Annotated in this window: 18 protein-coding genes; 9 read left to right on the top strand and 9 right to left on the bottom strand. The window is 56.7% G+C overall.

The window, feature by feature from the left end; genetic code table 11:
* The first annotated feature begins 276 nt into the window (after positions 1–276).
* Genes EGH24_RS13315 through EGH24_RS13300 form a run of 4 tightly spaced genes read left to right on the top strand, consistent with a single transcriptional unit; the run spans position 277 to position 4,767 of the window.
* Positions 277–2,961: a heavy metal translocating P-type ATPase gene (locus tag EGH24_RS13315; RefSeq protein ID WP_142980631.1), complete on the top strand. Its 2,685-nt coding sequence runs from the start codon at positions 277–279 to the stop codon at positions 2,959–2,961.
* A gap of 1 nt (position 2,962) precedes the next feature.
* A complete protein-coding gene (locus EGH24_RS13310; protein WP_142980630.1) occupies positions 2,963–3,400 on the top strand; it encodes a hypothetical protein in 438 nt (145 codons plus the stop codon).
* A gap of 21 nt (positions 3,401–3,421) precedes the next feature.
* On the top strand, positions 3,422–4,357 hold the full coding sequence (locus EGH24_RS13305; RefSeq protein ID WP_142980629.1) for a cation diffusion facilitator family transporter: 936 nt from the start codon (positions 3,422–3,424) through the stop codon (positions 4,355–4,357).
* A 2-nt stretch (positions 4,358–4,359) separates the two neighbouring features.
* Positions 4,360–4,767 (top strand): SpoIIAA family protein, encoded by a 408-nt coding sequence (locus tag EGH24_RS13300; RefSeq protein ID WP_221886757.1) that lies wholly within the window; start codon positions 4,360–4,362, stop codon positions 4,765–4,767.
* On the opposite strand, the gene EGH24_RS13295 is transcribed toward EGH24_RS13300, so the two are convergent.
* The 6 genes from EGH24_RS13295 to EGH24_RS13270 all read right to left on the bottom strand — a co-directional run bounded on the left by EGH24_RS13295 (position 4,764) and on the right by EGH24_RS13270 (position 8,783).
* Complete coding sequence (locus tag EGH24_RS13295; protein ID WP_142980628.1) at positions 4,764–6,101, bottom strand: arylsulfotransferase family protein; 1,338 nt, start codon at positions 6,099–6,101, stop codon at positions 4,764–4,766. The two genes, EGH24_RS13300 and EGH24_RS13295, sit on opposite strands and share 4 nt — an antisense overlap.
* Entirely contained in the window at positions 6,098–6,664 is a 567-nt protein-coding gene (locus tag EGH24_RS13290; protein ID WP_142980627.1) for a hypothetical protein, read from the bottom strand. The genes EGH24_RS13295 and EGH24_RS13290 overlap by 4 nt, the downstream gene beginning before the upstream one ends.
* A 64-nt stretch (positions 6,665–6,728) precedes the next feature.
* Positions 6,729–7,007 carry a DUF7521 family protein gene (locus tag EGH24_RS13285; protein ID WP_142980626.1) on the bottom strand — a complete coding sequence of 93 codons (279 nt, stop codon included), beginning with the start codon at positions 7,005–7,007 and terminating at the stop codon, positions 6,729–6,731.
* The gene (locus EGH24_RS13280) at positions 7,004–7,381 is read right to left on the bottom strand and encodes a winged helix-turn-helix domain-containing protein (RefSeq protein WP_142980625.1); all 378 of its coding nucleotides are present in this window, start codon (positions 7,379–7,381) and stop codon (positions 7,004–7,006) included. Before EGH24_RS13280 ends, EGH24_RS13285 begins: the two co-directional genes overlap by 4 nt.
* Positions 7,382–7,532: 151 nt before the next feature.
* A complete protein-coding gene (locus tag EGH24_RS13275; protein ID WP_142980624.1) occupies positions 7,533–7,760 on the bottom strand; it encodes a transcriptional regulator in 228 nt (75 codons plus the stop codon).
* A gap of 60 nt (positions 7,761–7,820) precedes the next feature.
* Positions 7,821–8,783: a transcription initiation factor IIB gene (locus tag EGH24_RS13270; protein ID WP_142980623.1), complete on the bottom strand. Its 963-nt coding sequence runs from the start codon at positions 8,781–8,783 to the stop codon at positions 7,821–7,823.
* Between the two features lie 172 nt (positions 8,784–8,955).
* Between EGH24_RS13270 and EGH24_RS15870 the strand changes: the two genes are divergently transcribed.
* From EGH24_RS15870 to EGH24_RS13245, 5 genes are all read left to right on the top strand, one after another.
* Positions 8,956–9,471 carry a COX15/CtaA family protein gene (locus EGH24_RS15870; RefSeq protein WP_142980622.1) on the top strand — a complete coding sequence of 172 codons (516 nt, stop codon included), beginning with the start codon at positions 8,956–8,958 and terminating at the stop codon, positions 9,469–9,471.
* 105 nt (positions 9,472–9,576) lie between these two features.
* Entirely contained in the window at positions 9,577–10,563 is a 987-nt protein-coding gene (locus tag EGH24_RS13260; RefSeq protein ID WP_142980621.1) for a thioredoxin domain-containing protein, read from the top strand.
* The gene (locus EGH24_RS13255) at positions 10,544–10,987 is read left to right on the top strand and encodes a disulfide bond formation protein B (protein ID WP_220619819.1); all 444 of its coding nucleotides are present in this window, start codon (positions 10,544–10,546) and stop codon (positions 10,985–10,987) included. Before EGH24_RS13260 ends, EGH24_RS13255 begins: the two co-directional genes overlap by 20 nt.
* A 97-nt stretch (positions 10,988–11,084) precedes the next feature.
* Positions 11,085–11,810 (top strand): CPBP family intramembrane glutamic endopeptidase, encoded by a 726-nt coding sequence (locus EGH24_RS13250; protein ID WP_142980619.1) that lies wholly within the window; start codon positions 11,085–11,087, stop codon positions 11,808–11,810.
* Between the two features lie 167 nt (positions 11,811–11,977).
* Positions 11,978–13,132 (top strand): multicopper oxidase domain-containing protein, encoded by a 1,155-nt coding sequence (locus EGH24_RS13245; protein WP_142980618.1) that lies wholly within the window; start codon positions 11,978–11,980, stop codon positions 13,130–13,132.
* Between the two features lie 205 nt (positions 13,133–13,337).
* Here EGH24_RS13245 and EGH24_RS13240 read toward each other — a convergent pair whose 3' ends face one another.
* From EGH24_RS13240 to EGH24_RS13230, 3 genes are all read right to left on the bottom strand, one after another.
* Complete coding sequence (locus EGH24_RS13240; RefSeq protein WP_092635601.1) at positions 13,338–13,523, bottom strand: DUF7333 family protein; 186 nt, start codon at positions 13,521–13,523, stop codon at positions 13,338–13,340.
* A gap of 140 nt (positions 13,524–13,663) precedes the next feature.
* On the bottom strand, positions 13,664–14,416 hold the full coding sequence (locus EGH24_RS13235) for a DUF7260 family protein (protein WP_142980617.1): 753 nt from the start codon (positions 14,414–14,416) through the stop codon (positions 13,664–13,666).
* Between the two features lie 103 nt (positions 14,417–14,519).
* The gene (locus tag EGH24_RS13230; RefSeq protein WP_142980616.1) at positions 14,520–15,083 is read right to left on the bottom strand and encodes a plastocyanin/azurin family copper-binding protein; all 564 of its coding nucleotides are present in this window, start codon (positions 15,081–15,083) and stop codon (positions 14,520–14,522) included.
* Positions 15,084–15,227 lie beyond the last annotated feature (144 nt).

Genomic DNA, 15,227 nt, shown 5'->3' with positions numbered 1-15,227 from the left:
GTTCTACTTGCTATCAGAATCAGGAGGGGACGATAATGAGTCCGATGAGTACCGGTGGTGATGTGGTCAGCATCGGTCTCCTCATGTGTGAAGTCAGTACGCTTCTCCTCGGGATCAAACACGGCGAGTATCGAGCAATCCGGACTTAGGTCCGGGGAATGGGGTGGATTACCGGCCGAGTTAATAACTCGACTCGAATATTTTATTAGGGACTGCCATAATAAGGCTGTTTAGTAGCAGTCGATTTAATAAGTCTGTAGTAGCTAGCGGTATGTAATGACCTCACCTGACGAGGAATCCCACGACGGAAGTGGTGAACCACCGGATCACACCCACGCCCACGGAGCGGATTCTCACGAACAGGCTCATACACATGACCACGATCACGAGGAGCACGAGCACATCCAGCACACAGGACAAGATGGTGATGACGTTGCCCCATCGATAGACCAAGGGGATGTTGCACAGTTCTCCGTCCCGGAGATGGACTGCCCATCCTGTGCAGGAAAGGTCGAAAACAGCGTCGGAAAGCTGGACGGAATCAATAGCGTCGATCCACAGGTGACGACGGGAACACTGACAGTTTCGTACGACCGCGAGCAAACGAGCGCCACCGCGATAGCTGATCGGGTTGAAAAAGCTGGATACACCGTGGAGAACACCGGCGAAGTGACCTCGAAATTCACCGTCCCAGAGATGGATTGCGCTTCGTGCGCGGGTAAAATCGAAAATGCCCTTGACCGGGTCGGTGGAGTGACAACATACGAGACGCAGCCGACGACCGGAACCGTCGTCGTCACGTACGATTCGTCGCGGGCTGGGCAAGCTGATGTCATCAACGCGATCGAAAGCGCTGGGTACGAGGTCACAGCCACGACAGGTGACGAATCAGGACGGCAGGAAGCGGGCGGAGAGCGCGAGGGTATCTGGACCAGTTCGCGCGCACTCAAGACGTGGGTGAGTGGTGGATTCGTCGCCCTCGGCTTACTCTTCGAATTCTTCCTGATCGGCCAGAATATACAGATCGCAGGCCTTCTCGGTACTGAGCTACTGGTCGCCGACGTCCTGTTTCTGATTGCAGTGGCCACCGGCGGCCAGGAGATCCTTCGCAACGGCTACTACTCGGCGCGGAATCTGAACCTCGATATCGACTTCCTGATGTCGGTGGCTATTCTCGGCGCACTCGTTGCGAGTCTCGTCTTCGGTGAGGCACTCTACTTCGAGGCCGCCACCCTCGCGTTCCTGTTCAGCGTCGCGGAACTGCTGGAGCGGTACTCGATGGATCGCGCCCGGAACTCCCTCCGCGAGCTGATGGACCTCTCTCCGGATGAAGCGACGGTCAAGCGTGATGGAAGCACGGAGACGATTCCCGTCGATGAGGTCGCCGTGGGAGACATCGTCGTCGTCAAGCCGGGGGAGAAAATCCCGATGGACGGGGCCGTCGTCGACGGTGAAAGCGCAGTCAATCAGGCACCGATCACGGGTGAAAGCGTCCCCGTCGACAAGACGACGGGCGACGAGGTGTACGCCGGCACCATCAACGAGGAGGGCTATCTCGAAGTGGAGGTCACCTCTGAAGCCGGTGATAATACGCTTTCGCGCATCGTGGAGCTGGTCGAAGATGCACAGTCGAACAAGACCGAACGCGAGCAGTTCGTCGAGCGCTTCTCGACGTACTACACACCAGTCGTCGTCGCCTTCGCCATCCTGACGACGGTGGGAAGCCCATATGTCCTCGGCACAACCTGGTCCACGGCCGTCGTCTACGGGCTGACGCTGCTGGTATTGGCCTGTCCCTGTGCGTTCGTCATCTCGACGCCTGTCTCGGTGGTGTCGGGAATTACGAGTGCCGCGAAGAACGGCGTCCTGATCAAAGGCGGTAACCACCTCGAAGCGATGGGTGCGGTCGACGTCGTCGCGTTCGATAAGACGGGAACCCTGACGAAGGGTGAGCTCACCGTCACGGACGTCGTTCCTCTGAACGGGAATTCGGAGGAGGACGTGCTCCGGTGTGCACGGGGACTCGAACAACGGAGTGAACACCCCATCGGCGAGGCGATCGTCGCCGAAGCCGGCAGCGCAGGGGTCGCCGAGCTCGAGATCGATGACTTCGAGAGCATCACCGGCAAGGGTGTTCGTGCCGACCTCGACGGGACTCCACACTTCGCAGGCAAACCGGGTCTGTTTGAGGAGTTAGGGTTCGACCTTACGCACGTTCACGCGACGACCGACGGTGGCGTCGTGACACAGACAGCCCGGCAGATGTGTGACCGGAACAACTGTCTCGATCTCCTCGAAGAGACCGTTCCCGAACTCCAGGCTGAAGGCAAGACCGTCGTCCTCGTTGGGACCGAAGACGAACTCGAGGGCGTCATCGCGGTCGCCGACGAGATTCGGCCGGAAGCGAAGCGAACGGTGACGCGACTGAAGCAACTCGGTGTCTCCCGAACGGTGATGCTGACGGGGGACAACGAACGGACTGCCCGCGCGATCGCCGACCAGGTCGGTGTCGACGAGTATCAGGCCGAACTACTCCCCGAAGAGAAGGTGGCCGCGATAGAGGAACTCGTCGATGAGTTCGATGGGGTTGCGATGGTCGGTGACGGCATCAACGACGCACCGGCGCTCGCCACCGCCACAGTCGGTGTGGCGATGGGGGCTGCCGGGACGGATACGGCGCTGGAGACCGCGGACATCGCCTTGATGGGCGATGACCTCGCAAAGCTCCCGTACCTCTACGAACTCGCAAACGATGCGAACGGTGTCATCCGGCAGAACATCTGGTCGAGTCTCGCTGTCAAAGCCGGGCTGGCCGTCGCAGTCCCGTTCGGATACGTCCCAATCTGGCTGGCGGTCCTCGCTGGCGACGCCGGGATGACGACGGCCGTTACCGGGAATGCGATGCGACTCTCTCGAATTACGCCAGACACAGACACCGAAACCAACGCTTCGGAGGGGTAAGATGGGTGCTGAGAACGAGGGAAATGCAACATCCCATACGGAGGCAGATCAGCAGGAATACCCGTTCGGACTCTCGTCTCCGCAGTTTGCTGTCCTCGTTGTGCTCGTTGGGCTCATCGGTCCCGGTTTGCTGGTATACACCCTCGAACAGGCGAATCTCTCTGCCGTAGCTGATCTCGTGTGGATCGTCGGCTATGGTACAACCATATTTGTCGTTTGGTACATCTGGCTTCGTCCGCTCGACTTCAGTGGCTCCTCCGCCCAGGATATATCGCTCACCGAGGAATCGGAAGATTCCGACACAGCAGCTGAGGAACGGGATAGCGAGTCTGACTCCTCGGATCGTACTGAATCCTCTACGGAGGATTCGACGTTGGCGACCGAAGATAGGCCGAAGGAGTCCACTCAGGAAAACCCAGAGTCCTCAGATTCGAAATAGCTCCCCCTCCAAAGTGAATGTATGACGCTCCACGAGCACGCACAAGAGGATACGGCAGAACACGAACACCCGTCTGAAACAAGTGGTAGTACGCGTCGGCTTGCGCTCGTCGCGGTCGTGAATTTCCTCGGATTCGTCATCGAACTGGCTGGTGGACTCCTGTTCGGGTCGGTCGCGCTCATCAGCGACGCACTCCACATGCTGTTCGATATGCTTGCGTACGCGATGGCGTTTGGCGCGAGCTACACCGCCGAACGGTTCGAGGGTGGCGAGGCGTGGTCCTACGGTCTCCACCGACTGGAGCCGGTTGCGGCCTTCCTGAACGGCGTCTTGCTCCTTCCAATGGTCGGATACATCGTCTGGGAGTCCTACCAGCGGTTCCTTGAGCCAGTGGCGATCAATCCAGAGTTGACGCTGATCATCGCGACGGGTGGACTGCTGGTGAACATCGGCTCCGTGTACGTGTTGCAGGGTGGTGAGATGAGTCTCAACGAGCGCGGGGCGTTCTACCACCTGCTCGGTGACGCCGGTGGCTCTGTTGCGGTAATCGTCTCGACCGCCGCCGTCGCAGTGTTCGACCTCCCTATCGCAGACCCTGTGGCGGCCGTACTCATTGGGCTGCTGGTACTCGCGTCGGCTGGGAACGTCCTCCGGGAAAGCACCTCGATCCTGCTGGAACGGAGCCCGGTGTCGTCTGAAGAACTCCGGGATGAATTGACGACACTCGACGGCGTCGACCAGATTGAGGATCTCCACGTCTGGCAAGTCTGTAGTCAACTCACCGTCGCAACCGTCCGGCTCACCGATACGTCGACCACACTTGAGGAGCAACGGACAATTCAGTCACAGGTCCACAACCATCTCACGGATCGAGGAATCGACCATGCAACCGTCGAGCTCGTCGGGCATACCGATCCAGATACCGACCCTGTCGGTACTACGAATCACTCCCACTAGCGATGTCCCACACAGCACCCAATCGAATGTTCGAGGTGTTGGACGAGACGAACGAGAACCTCATTGCGATTCGCGTCGGGCAGGGCACGCGAACAGGCTATCAAGAGCTGTACTCGCTGCTCGTCGAAAAGAGTGACCAGTACGGGCACATCCACGTGTACGAGGAAGTTCCGAACTGGACGTTCAGGACGTTTCTCACACACCTCCACGGAGTGGTTCCCGATCTCCGGTACGGCCCTGACTTCGATATCGACCGGTACGCCGCAGTCGGCGATACACGATGGGCGAAACTCTTGTTCGACTGGTGGTATGCAATCCGGCCGATCTGGCCAGTTGCTCCCAACGAAATGCGATACTTTGAGGTCAAGAAACGCGAGCAAGCTCTCAACTGGCTTCGAGAGGAAATTTAGTTACGAATTCGGTTACCTCCGCCGACGGCGATGAGGAGTGCGGAGACAAGCGTCAGTCCGAGTTGTGGTTCCCGGAACCAGAACGGCGTTGAGGGAACGACTGCCCGAAGCCCGACCAGTAGTAGTGAGAGGCCCGGCACGCCGGCGTCAGGGCTGTCGACGCTGCTGCCGTTATTCGTGTAGGTCGGGGCTCCGACAGGCTCGCCATATGGCAGCCGGTCGGCTTCGTATGGGATACGCTCTGTTCGAACGCTCCAGACGACAGTCCCGGATTCGTCGACCTCTACGAGTCGCCGATTGAGGGTGTCGGTGATGAGCGTGTTTCCGTTCGGGAGGCGATCTGCATCCCGAGGCCAATCTAATGCGACCCCCTCTACCTGATCTACGGCCCACGCTGGCTCCCACTCACCGGTCTCCGTTCGATGGAGTTCGACGACACGGTCGTTCTCGCTGTCAGCGACGAGGACAGCACCATCACCGAGCCACTGGGGGTTGTGCTGGTGGTTGAGCACGTCGGGGTCACCACATCGAATATCGCCATCACTGTCATAGTCGGCTAGCTGATCTGACTTCCGACAGTTGGCATCGTTTGAATCGGTCGTGTCCTCGTTGATGACGTCGACGACGCCCTCACCGCGTTCGATGACGAGAAGTTGGTTGGCATTCCGTACTGAGACGAGATAGCGCCCGGTGCTGATGACATCCACGTCGTTGATGTGCAGCCAGTCGGTCGTCGTCGGATCTTGTGGGGCGTCGTAGAACGAACTCGCATTCCACTGCCACGTGACTTCGCCGTTCTTGACAGTAAATATACGCTCGTACTCCATATCCGTCACGAGGTATTCTCCTGTCTGAAGTCGTTCGACATCGTGGACTTCGCTGTTCTTGTTCGTTCGGACCGGGAAGCTATACTCCGAAAGCACCTGTGGGTCTTGTCCGGGGTCAATGACTCGGAATCCCGTTCGGGTACAGGGAGATTCGTACGGTCCGCACGAAGTATATCCGCTATCCATAAACCCAGCTAACACTGTTCCGTTCTCCGATTGTGTGACGTCGAAATAGCTATCAGCACTCGATTCACGCCAGGTAGTGTTCGTACCGTTGAGAAGGTAGACGCTGCCGTATTCGTGCCAGCCCGGGCCACCCCCCTGAGACCCGACTAACGTATGTGGCTGGTAATCGAGTTTCGTTGTTCGGTCTATTGATGGGGCAAGCGCTGCACTCACGGTGAAGGTACCTACTAGGAGAATGATTCCCCCGACGAACAAGAAGGTGCCAAGGGAGATAGATGAGATCCGATTCCAAATTCTTGAAACTCCAGAACGATCAATCATTGTCTCTTGAGACCATCAATGTTCCAAATCCCTTTCGACGAACGAAGTCTAAATGTTCCCGACTCAAATGACTGTGATATAATCTGTTGAGATGGAATCCTCTCAGATTTCGTGGAAGGCTCCAAATTAGCAAAATCAATAGTTATCTCCTTAATCAGTGTATACTCGTCAGCCGCCTCAACGTAGGTTAGCGTATATTTTTGAGCCGGATCGACGCCATACTGTTCGCCTGAGCCATTCAGTTCAGAGGTCCAAACCTGCATCTCGTCTTCAGATAGGTTACGCCAGTTGGTCATGTCATCGAGAACTTCTTGATAGGTAGTATTAACTGCTGAACAGGAGCGTCGCCAAATGATAATACTGAGTGAAACTCCAATAAGCGGGAATAATATAAAAACAACAAGAGCATACGAATCGACCACCCATGCAAGCGGGATTAAGAGTACGCTGGCCAGGACAAAACTGGCCACAAAATATCGAATCAATATGTCTATTGGGTTCCACGCCTGTTGCCACTGCCGATGCGAGATATCGGTTTTTTCTGGAATCGTGATGCGGTGCATTAGCTGAATTCTCGTTCGGGGTTAGTTCTTGGAATTAGCCCCAGAGTTAGATATTGAGCCACGATCATTGCTGTATGTGGAGAGAGTACATGATGACCGCGAGGCCAAGGGCGACGAACAGGCTGTTAATGAGAACGCCGAGGGCCAATCCGACAGAAAAGAACTGATTGGCCACGCCAGTCAGGATTGCCCCGAGTGTGATGATACCGAACCCGACACCAAGGACGCGTAGCGAGTCCTCACCCGTCCGTCGATAGGCTTTAAATGCAATGTAGGTGATCCCGCCACCGAGAAGCAGAATTACAAATTTGACGACTGCAATCGCCGTGATGACGCCGTTCATACTTCGTCCCCCATCATCGACCAGATATCTGCAAGCCGTTCGTCGGTAGATTGCGGCGGTCGGTCGACACTCACCGAAAACGTCCCTGTGTCGTCCATAGAGATTGTGACGTCCTCGAACGACCGCTCGTAGTAGGTGACCCGTCCACCTCCGGGGTTGATCGTCTCCTGTTCTCGAACGAGGGAAGCGGAACTGAGGAGTTCTAATTTTCGATACAGCGTCGACTTGGGGATGTCACATGCGTCGAGGAGTTCGTTCGCAGTCATTGGTTCGATAGTTTCCTGGAGAATAGCCCGACACGCGGGATCATCCAGCGCATCAAGGACATCTTGTACCTCCGGAGTGTCCTCGGACGACACTGAATCATCTCCCATTATTCGATAATACGTGGTCCTCGGGATATGGTGTCCGATTGCTGGAGAGGCATCCCATTGGTCCCACGAACTCAGTCGGGATCGTGGTTCCAGAATCATGACGGCCGATCCATCGAAAGAGGGGAGACATGGTGACACAGTTGTGAAGCGGTTATGAATCGTGCTGAATTTCGAGTCGTTGTTCGCCTGCGTCTGTGATCTCGTAGAGACCCCTCCCCAGTGGAACAATACAGCCCTCACTATGGAGGTGAGCACACGTTTGGTCAATGGTGATCGGGTGTCCATCGACGGCGTTAGTGATCTCCATCACATGGCACGGTGACTCTTCCACGAGCAGCTCCAATACTTCGAGCTCGGTCTGTATTGAGAACTCGCTCATGGTAAATATCGTGTCACGACCCAATCAGTGGCCGAATTTCGCCCGGCAGGGGCTATCCGGTCAGTCATGCTGCGCATACACCTCGAGAAGCTCTTGGTATCGGTTTCGGATCGTGACTCGACTGACGTGGGCGACCTCACTCACCGTCTCCTGTGTGAGCTGCTCGTTCGTGAGGTGGGTCGCAGCATACAGAGCGGCAGCCGCCAATCCAGCTGGACTCTTTCCACTGTGGACGGCATTATCTGTAGCTACCTCAAGCAGTTCTCGAGAGCGCCGTTCTGCTTCGTCGCTCACGTCAAGCGAGGACGCGAATTGGGGAATGTATTGCATGGGATCCTCTGGCTCGATCTCCAGCCCAAGTTCTCGGGACAGATATCGGTACGCTCGCTGGATCCGGATTTTCTCGACACGGCTGACATCGGCGAACTCCGTAAGCGGCCGTGGCATTCCATGCTGTCGAGCAGCCGCGTACAACGACGCCGTCGACATGCCCTCGATCGAGCGACCTGGGAGCAGGTTCTGCTCTACAGCACGCCGGTACAGCACGCCTGCAGTTTCCCGAACCGATTCCGGAAGTCCCAGAGCGGAAGCCATGCGGCTTATCTCCCCGAGCGCTTGCTTGAGATTCCGCTCGTGGGCATCCTTCGTCCGGAACCGCTCGTCCCACGTCCGGAGGCGCTGTAATTGAGCACGTTTGCGACCGGAGACAGCCTGTCCGTAGGCATCCTTGTCCTGCCAACCAATAGTCGTACTCAGGCCCTTATCATGCATCAGCTGCGTCGTCGGAGCACCGACCCGACTCTTTTCATCGCGTTCGTCCGACGTGAATGCACGCCACTCCGGGCCGTGGTCAATTGGATCATCTTCAAAAACCAACCCACAGCTTTCGCAGGTCGCCTCACCGCTGTCGCTATTCAGGGTAATATGGCCCTGACACTCTGGACAGGTGTTGTCGTTAGCAGACTTCACCTCACGGTCGCGTTCATCTATTGATCGTTCCTGGGTATGTTCTTGAGCCATCATACTATCGGCGTATAGGGGGTTTCCCTACAAACCGTGGGTCTTCTTAACAGTGCCGTGGGACGGCTCCTCAATGAATAGCAGGCGGTGTCCCACTCGCTGGGAATCCGGCCTAACACTTTGCCTCCAAGACATCAACTAGTCACACCGCCAGTCAGCGTCCCTACCCAATATTATGTCTCAAGCCCGACTCCGCTGGCACGACGTGCGAGCTACGATTTCAAGGATTCCGATCGGGTACAGACATATCGCCGGCTTCACGCTACTAGTGACGTATATCGTGATGCTTCTCGGAGCTTACACTAGTGCAATCGGTGCTGGACTTTCCTGTCCTGATTGGCCGACCTGCTACGGGACGTGGGTCCCCTTCCTCCAACCCGATATCATTACTAACTCGCCATACTCTGCACTCCAAATCTTCGCAGAGTGGGCTCACCGTGGACTGGCGATGACGGCCGGGGTTCTGATCGTCGCCACGACTTTGGGAGCGTGGGTGACACACCGGAATACCCCGATTGTCAAATGGTCGGCCACGGCTGCTCTTGTCCTGCTTCCGTTACAGGTTATCCTCGGAGGACTGACCGTCACGGAAAATCTCCAACCGATCATCGTGACGACTCATCTCGGCGTGGCAATTCTTATTCTCCTCTGTCTCCTGACGACCTTCCTTGTCACATATCTCCGCCGCTGATGACACCTTCCGTATAAAATAATGCCACAGACACCGACGATTCAGCTCACTACGAGAGCACAACACGGAGCCTATGAAATCTGCCACCTGGAGTAGTGATCACGAATGACTGCCCATACCTGCCCGATCTGTACAGATCAGTTCGAAACAGCTGGAGCAGCGCGTGACCATACATGGAACGATCACAGCGCCTGCCACTATTGTGGTGAACAACTCGGTGACGAAACCGACGAGCAACTCTACAGACACTGGCTCGCCGCGCATCCCGACGACCTCTCACGTGTGGACTACAAACGGGCCGATACAGTCGTTGATTCAATCACCTTCTCAGAGCGGCTCTCCGAGGGAGGTGTCGGAGCTGCTGTTGGAGGACTGACCCGCCGGCAACTTCTCCTCGCCGGTGGTAGTGCCGCCACTGCCGGTCTCGTGATCGGCGCCACCGCTCTCTCTACCAATACGGGTACTGAACCGGATGGCGGTGCGAATGCTGGAGGTGAGGGGGGCGCCGTCGCCACTGCCCCGATTCCCGAATCGTCGAGCGATTTCCGGTATGCGACGATGGGGTCCGCTGATGCTGATATCACGGTAACATACTTCGGGAGCTGGAAGTGTCCGTACTGCGCCCAGTTCAGTACGGGGATGCTCTCACAGCTCGTGACGGACTACGTGGAACCAGGCACGATCGCGCTCGAGTTCCGCAATCTCGCATATATCGGTGGCGACCCGTTTTTGGGCCCCGATGCCCCGGCAGCTGGACAGGCCGGATTAGCCGTCTGGAACACCGACCCAGCCTCGTACTGGTCGTTTCACGAATACGTGTTCCGGAATCAGCCACCCGAAAGCGACCAGTGGGCGACCGCCGAGAGATTGGTCGAGTTTGCGCAGTCGGCAGGCGTCTCGGAAACTGCGTCGATCCGCACGGCGATCCAAGAAAAGCAGTACGACGACGCGCTGCGGGCGACTGACAGGGCTGCGAGCGATGCCGGTGTTGACGCCACACCCACGCTCCTCATCAATGGCACGACGGTCAATCCACTCGGAAACGAAGAGCGAACAAGACAGTTGATCGAAGATGCAACTGGATCAAACTGAATCATGGATGTCCGAAGGACGATTCTGGCTTGCAGGCGGGGCATGCGTCGCGGCGGTTGCGACCCTGGGAAGCCTCTGGTTCAGTCTCGGCCTCGGTCTCGTTCCGTGTACCCTCTGTTGGTATCAACGTATCCTCATGTATCCGCTTGTCGTCGTTCTCGGCGTTGCCGCCCTCGAGAGTCACAACACAGTCTGGCGAACAGTTGTGCCACTGTCCGTGGTGGGTGTTTTAATCGCGGGATATCACTCCGTGCTCCAAGCAACGACGGCCTCATGCACCTTTGCTGGCCCCTGTGCAGTCGTCCAATGGCAGGCTCCGGTGCTCGGACTCACGATTCCGAATCTCTCACTGATCGCGTTCGTACTCGTGACCATTACAGTCCTCGCTGGATCGAACCTCGTCGAACCTGAACATCAGCCATGAATAAAATTACTACCGCGGGAAGTCCTGTAATGGATAGTGCCGGAGTCGACCTATTACAGCCAGCTTGTAGGGTGGAGCCCTACGCACACATCTGAGTATGTCGTCGATATCTCGTTTCCGGTCTGTCGCCTCGGCGATTGGTCTCACGTATGGATCATACGTCGCGGGGGCTATCGTAATCCTTGCCGTCGCGACGGTCGTCGGAGTGTTCGGAGTCGACCTCGCGTCACGTCCAGCCCTCAGGTTGGTCTTGAGTACGTTCTTCCTCCAAGGAGTGACGTTTGGGGGCATCGCCATCCTCTATCTCAAAGGCCGTGATCTCGGATTTGGATTCGTTCCAGTTCGTCTGCCTGACAAGCGTGAGGGAGCGGTGATTATCGGAGGGAGTATAGCGATCCTTGGGTTGCTCTTTGTGGCGTCCTCAGTAATCACGGCCCTGGGTCTGAACTCGGCTCAGAATCAGATCGTCAAGGTCGGGCGACAAAATCCGAGTGTCTTCCTTCTTCTGATCCCGCTCCAATTTCTGTTGGTCGGCCCGGGAGAAGAGCTGTTGTTCCGGGGCCTCGTCCAGGGCACCCTCCGTGAAAGTCTCCATCCGGCTCGTGCAATCATCCTCGCAAGCGCTCTGTTCGCATCGATCCATCTCTTCTCGTTGTCAGGGGAAGGCAAACTGGTGTACATCGGTATCGCATTCGTCCTGGCCTTGGTACTGGGAGCAGCGTACGAGTACACGGACAACCTCACAGTTCCGGCTGTGATTCACGGGACGTATAACGCGGTGCAGTTCGCAGGGGCCTATCTGACGGCGACAGGCGGACTCTAAAAGTCTGATCGCTTTCAACCTCAGTTTCGGACTCCTAACGGCGAACAAGTATAGGCGAAAGGCCGCGATCTTCATTCGCCTTTTGCCGAACATATCCACGCGCTGTCCCGTGAATTGGGACGCCGCAGTCGCCCTATGTTTAGGCCAACCAAAATACCGAGTGTATCATGACTACACGTTTCGGCGCACCCGGAACCGGACTGTCCCGGCGTGAGTTTCTCGCGGCAACTGGCGCGACTGGTCTCGCTTCGTTATCAGGCTGTTCTGCGGGCGGAACCAACGAGCCAGCAGCAACGAGCGACAAGCCCACGCAGGCACAAACTGACTCGCCTAATCTCCCATACACCAGCCCTCCAACAGTCGTCAACGTCGACGAGCAGGGCGGCGAAGTGACGGTGCGGACTCAGCAGGCCCGCCACGCCGTCCACCCGCTCGATACAATGGGTGGGCCCGTCGAATTCCCACGCGTCTGGGCGTTCCAGGCCGACGACAACGACCCCAGCGTCCCCGGCCCAATTCTTAGAACGACCGAGGGTAACGCGATGGAGGTGACACTCGACAATACCGATGGCCGACGTCCCCACACGATTCACTTCCACGGGGTTCGCAAGACGTGGAAGAACGACGGTGTTCCGACGACGACCGGCATTCAGGTCCCGCCAGGGGAGACACACACCTACGAAATACCCGCTAACGTCCCTGGGACGCATTTCTACCATTGTCACTTCCAGACCCACCGACATATCGACATGGGCATGTACGGGGTCTACCGAGTCGATCCCGAAGGCTACGAACCGGCGGACCGCGAGTACTTTATGACGATCAAGGACTGGGATTCGCGGGTTCCACGGAAGTGGGCCGGTGAGGCGGACTTCACCTACAATTCGGCAAGTCGAAATCCAGACGTGTTTACCGTCAATGGGAAGAGCGCGCCCCGGACGCTGCACCCCGAAGAAGGGTCCCCGATCATCGTCGACGAGGGCGATTCAGTTCGTATCCACCTCGTCAACGGCGGGTACATGTCGCACCCGATGCACATCCATAACCACCGCTTCCAGCGCGTCGAAAAGGACGGCGGGACGATTCCGGAGGCTGCCCGACACGACATGGACGTCACGAACGTTGCCCCTGCTGAACGACACACGATCGAATTTACTGCCGATGCAGACCCCGGCATCTACCTGATGCACTGTCACAAAGTCAACCACGTGATGAACGGCACATTCTATCCCGGCGGGATGCTTACTGGAGTGGTCTATCGGTCCGTCATGGATACGGACATCTTCAACCAGCTTATGGAGTACGCCGGCTACTCCACGTAGAGACGCTCTATACGACGACCCGGACTGGATCTAACTGAACGATAGTGGTTAACCGCCCCTGGTGGACTACCGTTGGTTCGACACCGCCCCGTTGAAACAGCCGTCGCCAGGACTGCGAATCGGTCATCGAAATGAATCGGAATCAACACAGCTGGAGGCTAGCATGGATCGCAATCTGGCGGATTTCGGCTACTGGGTCGGCCTGTTACGGACTGGCGCGGAACTCGCCGTGTTTCATCCCGAAGAAGAACGCGATGACTGAGAAGACGATCATCGAGGGCAGAACCATCATGAAGACTGTCGAGGAGGTCATCACGGTCGTGAGCGCGATCGCCGCGACGGCGACAATTACGACAAGGGGAGCCACCGAGCGCACAAAGTCGAATTCCATATGTACTGTTGTGACCGGATAGACAAAACCGTTAACAAAGTGAACCACCTCGGGGTCAAGCCCCGAGGCACTCGCCTTGCTTTCTCTGTAGATTTGCTGAAAACCGACACTGACGACTGAGTAGGAAGTGAAAGAAGGAACTACTCATATTGGGAAATGATTTCCAAGATATCGACAAACGTCGCCAATACCGGATAATCAACCTCCAGACCCTCATAGAGATACGAACAGAGATCAGTGTGGGTATCCACGTCTGCCGATCGATCGATTCGATGAGTGTGGATTTCCTCCTGCCGTTGCTGGATCCAACTCTTACATTCACTATTCAACGTGTGAAGCGTGTCGTATCGGTCGGTCAGTTCAGTATCTGAGCCCCTCTGTAATTCCGTAGAATCAAGTTCTGCTATCGCCTCTCGAATCTCCTGAACTGTAGATTGCGCATCTTTGAGCGTAGTGAATTCATCCTGGAGGCTCTCCAGAAAGACCTGGCGGTTGTCAATACACTGCTGTGCGGCCTCGAGGAGTCGTTGTTTGATGACTGGTGAGAACGTAGTCGCTTCCGAGATTAGAACCAACACATCGACCCCGAACTCGGCACTGAGGCTCGCCTCGAACGAATCACCGTACACGTCGCCGTAGTGGTCGACTGCCATTACAGTATCATGATACCACGGCTCGATGGCATCACGGATCGACTTCTCTTCGGATATAAAGTTCTGATTCACTCCAACAACGGACCGTTCGAACCGAGGAGTCTGTGTGTCGACTGTCTGAATACGCTGGCGAAACCGTTGGAAGGCTCGACATTCACGTTCGACCTCACGTCGTTCTCGCCGAACACTATCGAGGGCAGCATCCGTGTATGTCGGCCACGAGCCTTGTGCGAGCGTCATCGACAGCGTATGTCTCCATACTGGAAGTCCGAAGCAGAGTCAATGTCGGCCATATGGTGTACAAGCGATTCCAGAGCGCACAGCTCGCAGTATACGCGGCCGCCTACCCGGAGAACGAGCTGTATGAGACGCTGCCCTGATCGACGATGGTCTGGCTTTCGGGAACGTCTCCGTCCGGCGGCATACTCCCCTCCGCGGGACCGCCGGGTTCGCCAACGACAATCCGACCAACCATCCCCAGGGACTTGTGCGGGATACAGAAATAATCGTACGTCCCCGTGGTCTCGAACGTATGCTCGAACGTTGCCCCCTGTTCACTCAGGATTTCGCTATTGAACGTTTCTGCTCCCTCGGGAATCCGTGTCACCTCTGCTGAACTCGTTCCTTGTTTGTAGGCAGTTGCCGAGTGACTCCCACTCTGGATTTCGAACGTGACTGTCTCCCCGGATTCGATGAACAGACCGATGGGATCGAAATAATACTCGCTCCCTTCGGTAACCATCATAACGGTATTCGAGTCTCCTGACCCACCAGTTGTCTCCTGCGTTTCAGTCGTGGTTGGCTCACCGCCACTATCTCCGTTCCCCGAACTACTGCATCCGGCGAGACCAGTTACGCCACCTGTTGCGAGAAGTCCGGCTGTCTTGAGGACCTGTCGACGCTCCATACCCACTTATCAAACTCCCCAATATAAGGGTCGAAGGCGGATTCCCAATACATAGGACACCGCCTTCGTTTGACGTACCGAAGTCGCAAAGTCGGAGTGATGGCATTCCGCTTGGCATGGCCCCATTCTTCATTCGATCTCTGG

The organism is Halonotius terrestris (assembly GCF_006861665.1).
In the GTDB taxonomy this organism is placed as follows: Archaea; Halobacteriota; Halobacteria; order Halobacteriales; family Haloferacaceae; genus Halonotius; species Halonotius terrestris.
This window is presented reverse-complemented; position numbering and strand designations above follow the sequence as displayed.

Coding starts and splice junctions, on each gene's coding strand:
- EGH24_RS13315 (WP_142980631.1), top strand. CDS start 277: ATGACCTCACCTGACGAGGAATCCCACGACGGAAGTGGTGAACCACCG.
- EGH24_RS13280 (WP_142980625.1), bottom strand. CDS start 7,381: ATGGGAGATGATTCAGTGTCGTCCGAGGACACTCCGGAGGTACAAGAT.
- EGH24_RS13250 (WP_142980619.1), top strand. CDS start 11,085: ATGTCGTCGATATCTCGTTTCCGGTCTGTCGCCTCGGCGATTGGTCTC.
- EGH24_RS13260 (WP_142980621.1), top strand. CDS start 9,577: ATGACTGCCCATACCTGCCCGATCTGTACAGATCAGTTCGAAACAGCT.
- EGH24_RS13310 (WP_142980630.1), top strand. CDS start 2,963: ATGGGTGCTGAGAACGAGGGAAATGCAACATCCCATACGGAGGCAGAT.
- EGH24_RS13255 (WP_220619819.1), top strand. CDS start 10,544: ATGCAACTGGATCAAACTGAATCATGGATGTCCGAAGGACGATTCTGG.
- EGH24_RS13240 (WP_092635601.1), bottom strand. CDS start 13,523: ATGGAATTCGACTTTGTGCGCTCGGTGGCTCCCCTTGTCGTAATTGTC.
- EGH24_RS13275 (WP_142980624.1), bottom strand. CDS start 7,760: ATGAGCGAGTTCTCAATACAGACCGAGCTCGAAGTATTGGAGCTGCTC.
- EGH24_RS13290 (WP_142980627.1), bottom strand. CDS start 6,664: ATGCACCGCATCACGATTCCAGAAAAAACCGATATCTCGCATCGGCAG.
- EGH24_RS13270 (WP_142980623.1), bottom strand. CDS start 8,783: ATGATGGCTCAAGAACATACCCAGGAACGATCAATAGATGAACGCGAC.
- EGH24_RS13230 (WP_142980616.1), bottom strand. CDS start 15,083: ATGGAGCGTCGACAGGTCCTCAAGACAGCCGGACTTCTCGCAACAGGT.
- EGH24_RS13295 (WP_142980628.1), bottom strand. CDS start 6,101: ATGATTGATCGTTCTGGAGTTTCAAGAATTTGGAATCGGATCTCATCT.
- EGH24_RS13305 (WP_142980629.1), top strand. CDS start 3,422: ATGACGCTCCACGAGCACGCACAAGAGGATACGGCAGAACACGAACAC.
- EGH24_RS13285 (WP_142980626.1), bottom strand. CDS start 7,007: ATGAACGGCGTCATCACGGCGATTGCAGTCGTCAAATTTGTAATTCTG.
- EGH24_RS13245 (WP_142980618.1), top strand. CDS start 11,978: ATGACTACACGTTTCGGCGCACCCGGAACCGGACTGTCCCGGCGTGAG.
- EGH24_RS13235 (WP_142980617.1), bottom strand. CDS start 14,416: ATGACGCTCGCACAAGGCTCGTGGCCGACATACACGGATGCTGCCCTC.
- EGH24_RS13300 (WP_221886757.1), top strand. CDS start 4,360: ATGTCCCACACAGCACCCAATCGAATGTTCGAGGTGTTGGACGAGACG.
- EGH24_RS15870 (WP_142980622.1), top strand. CDS start 8,956: ATGTCTCAAGCCCGACTCCGCTGGCACGACGTGCGAGCTACGATTTCA.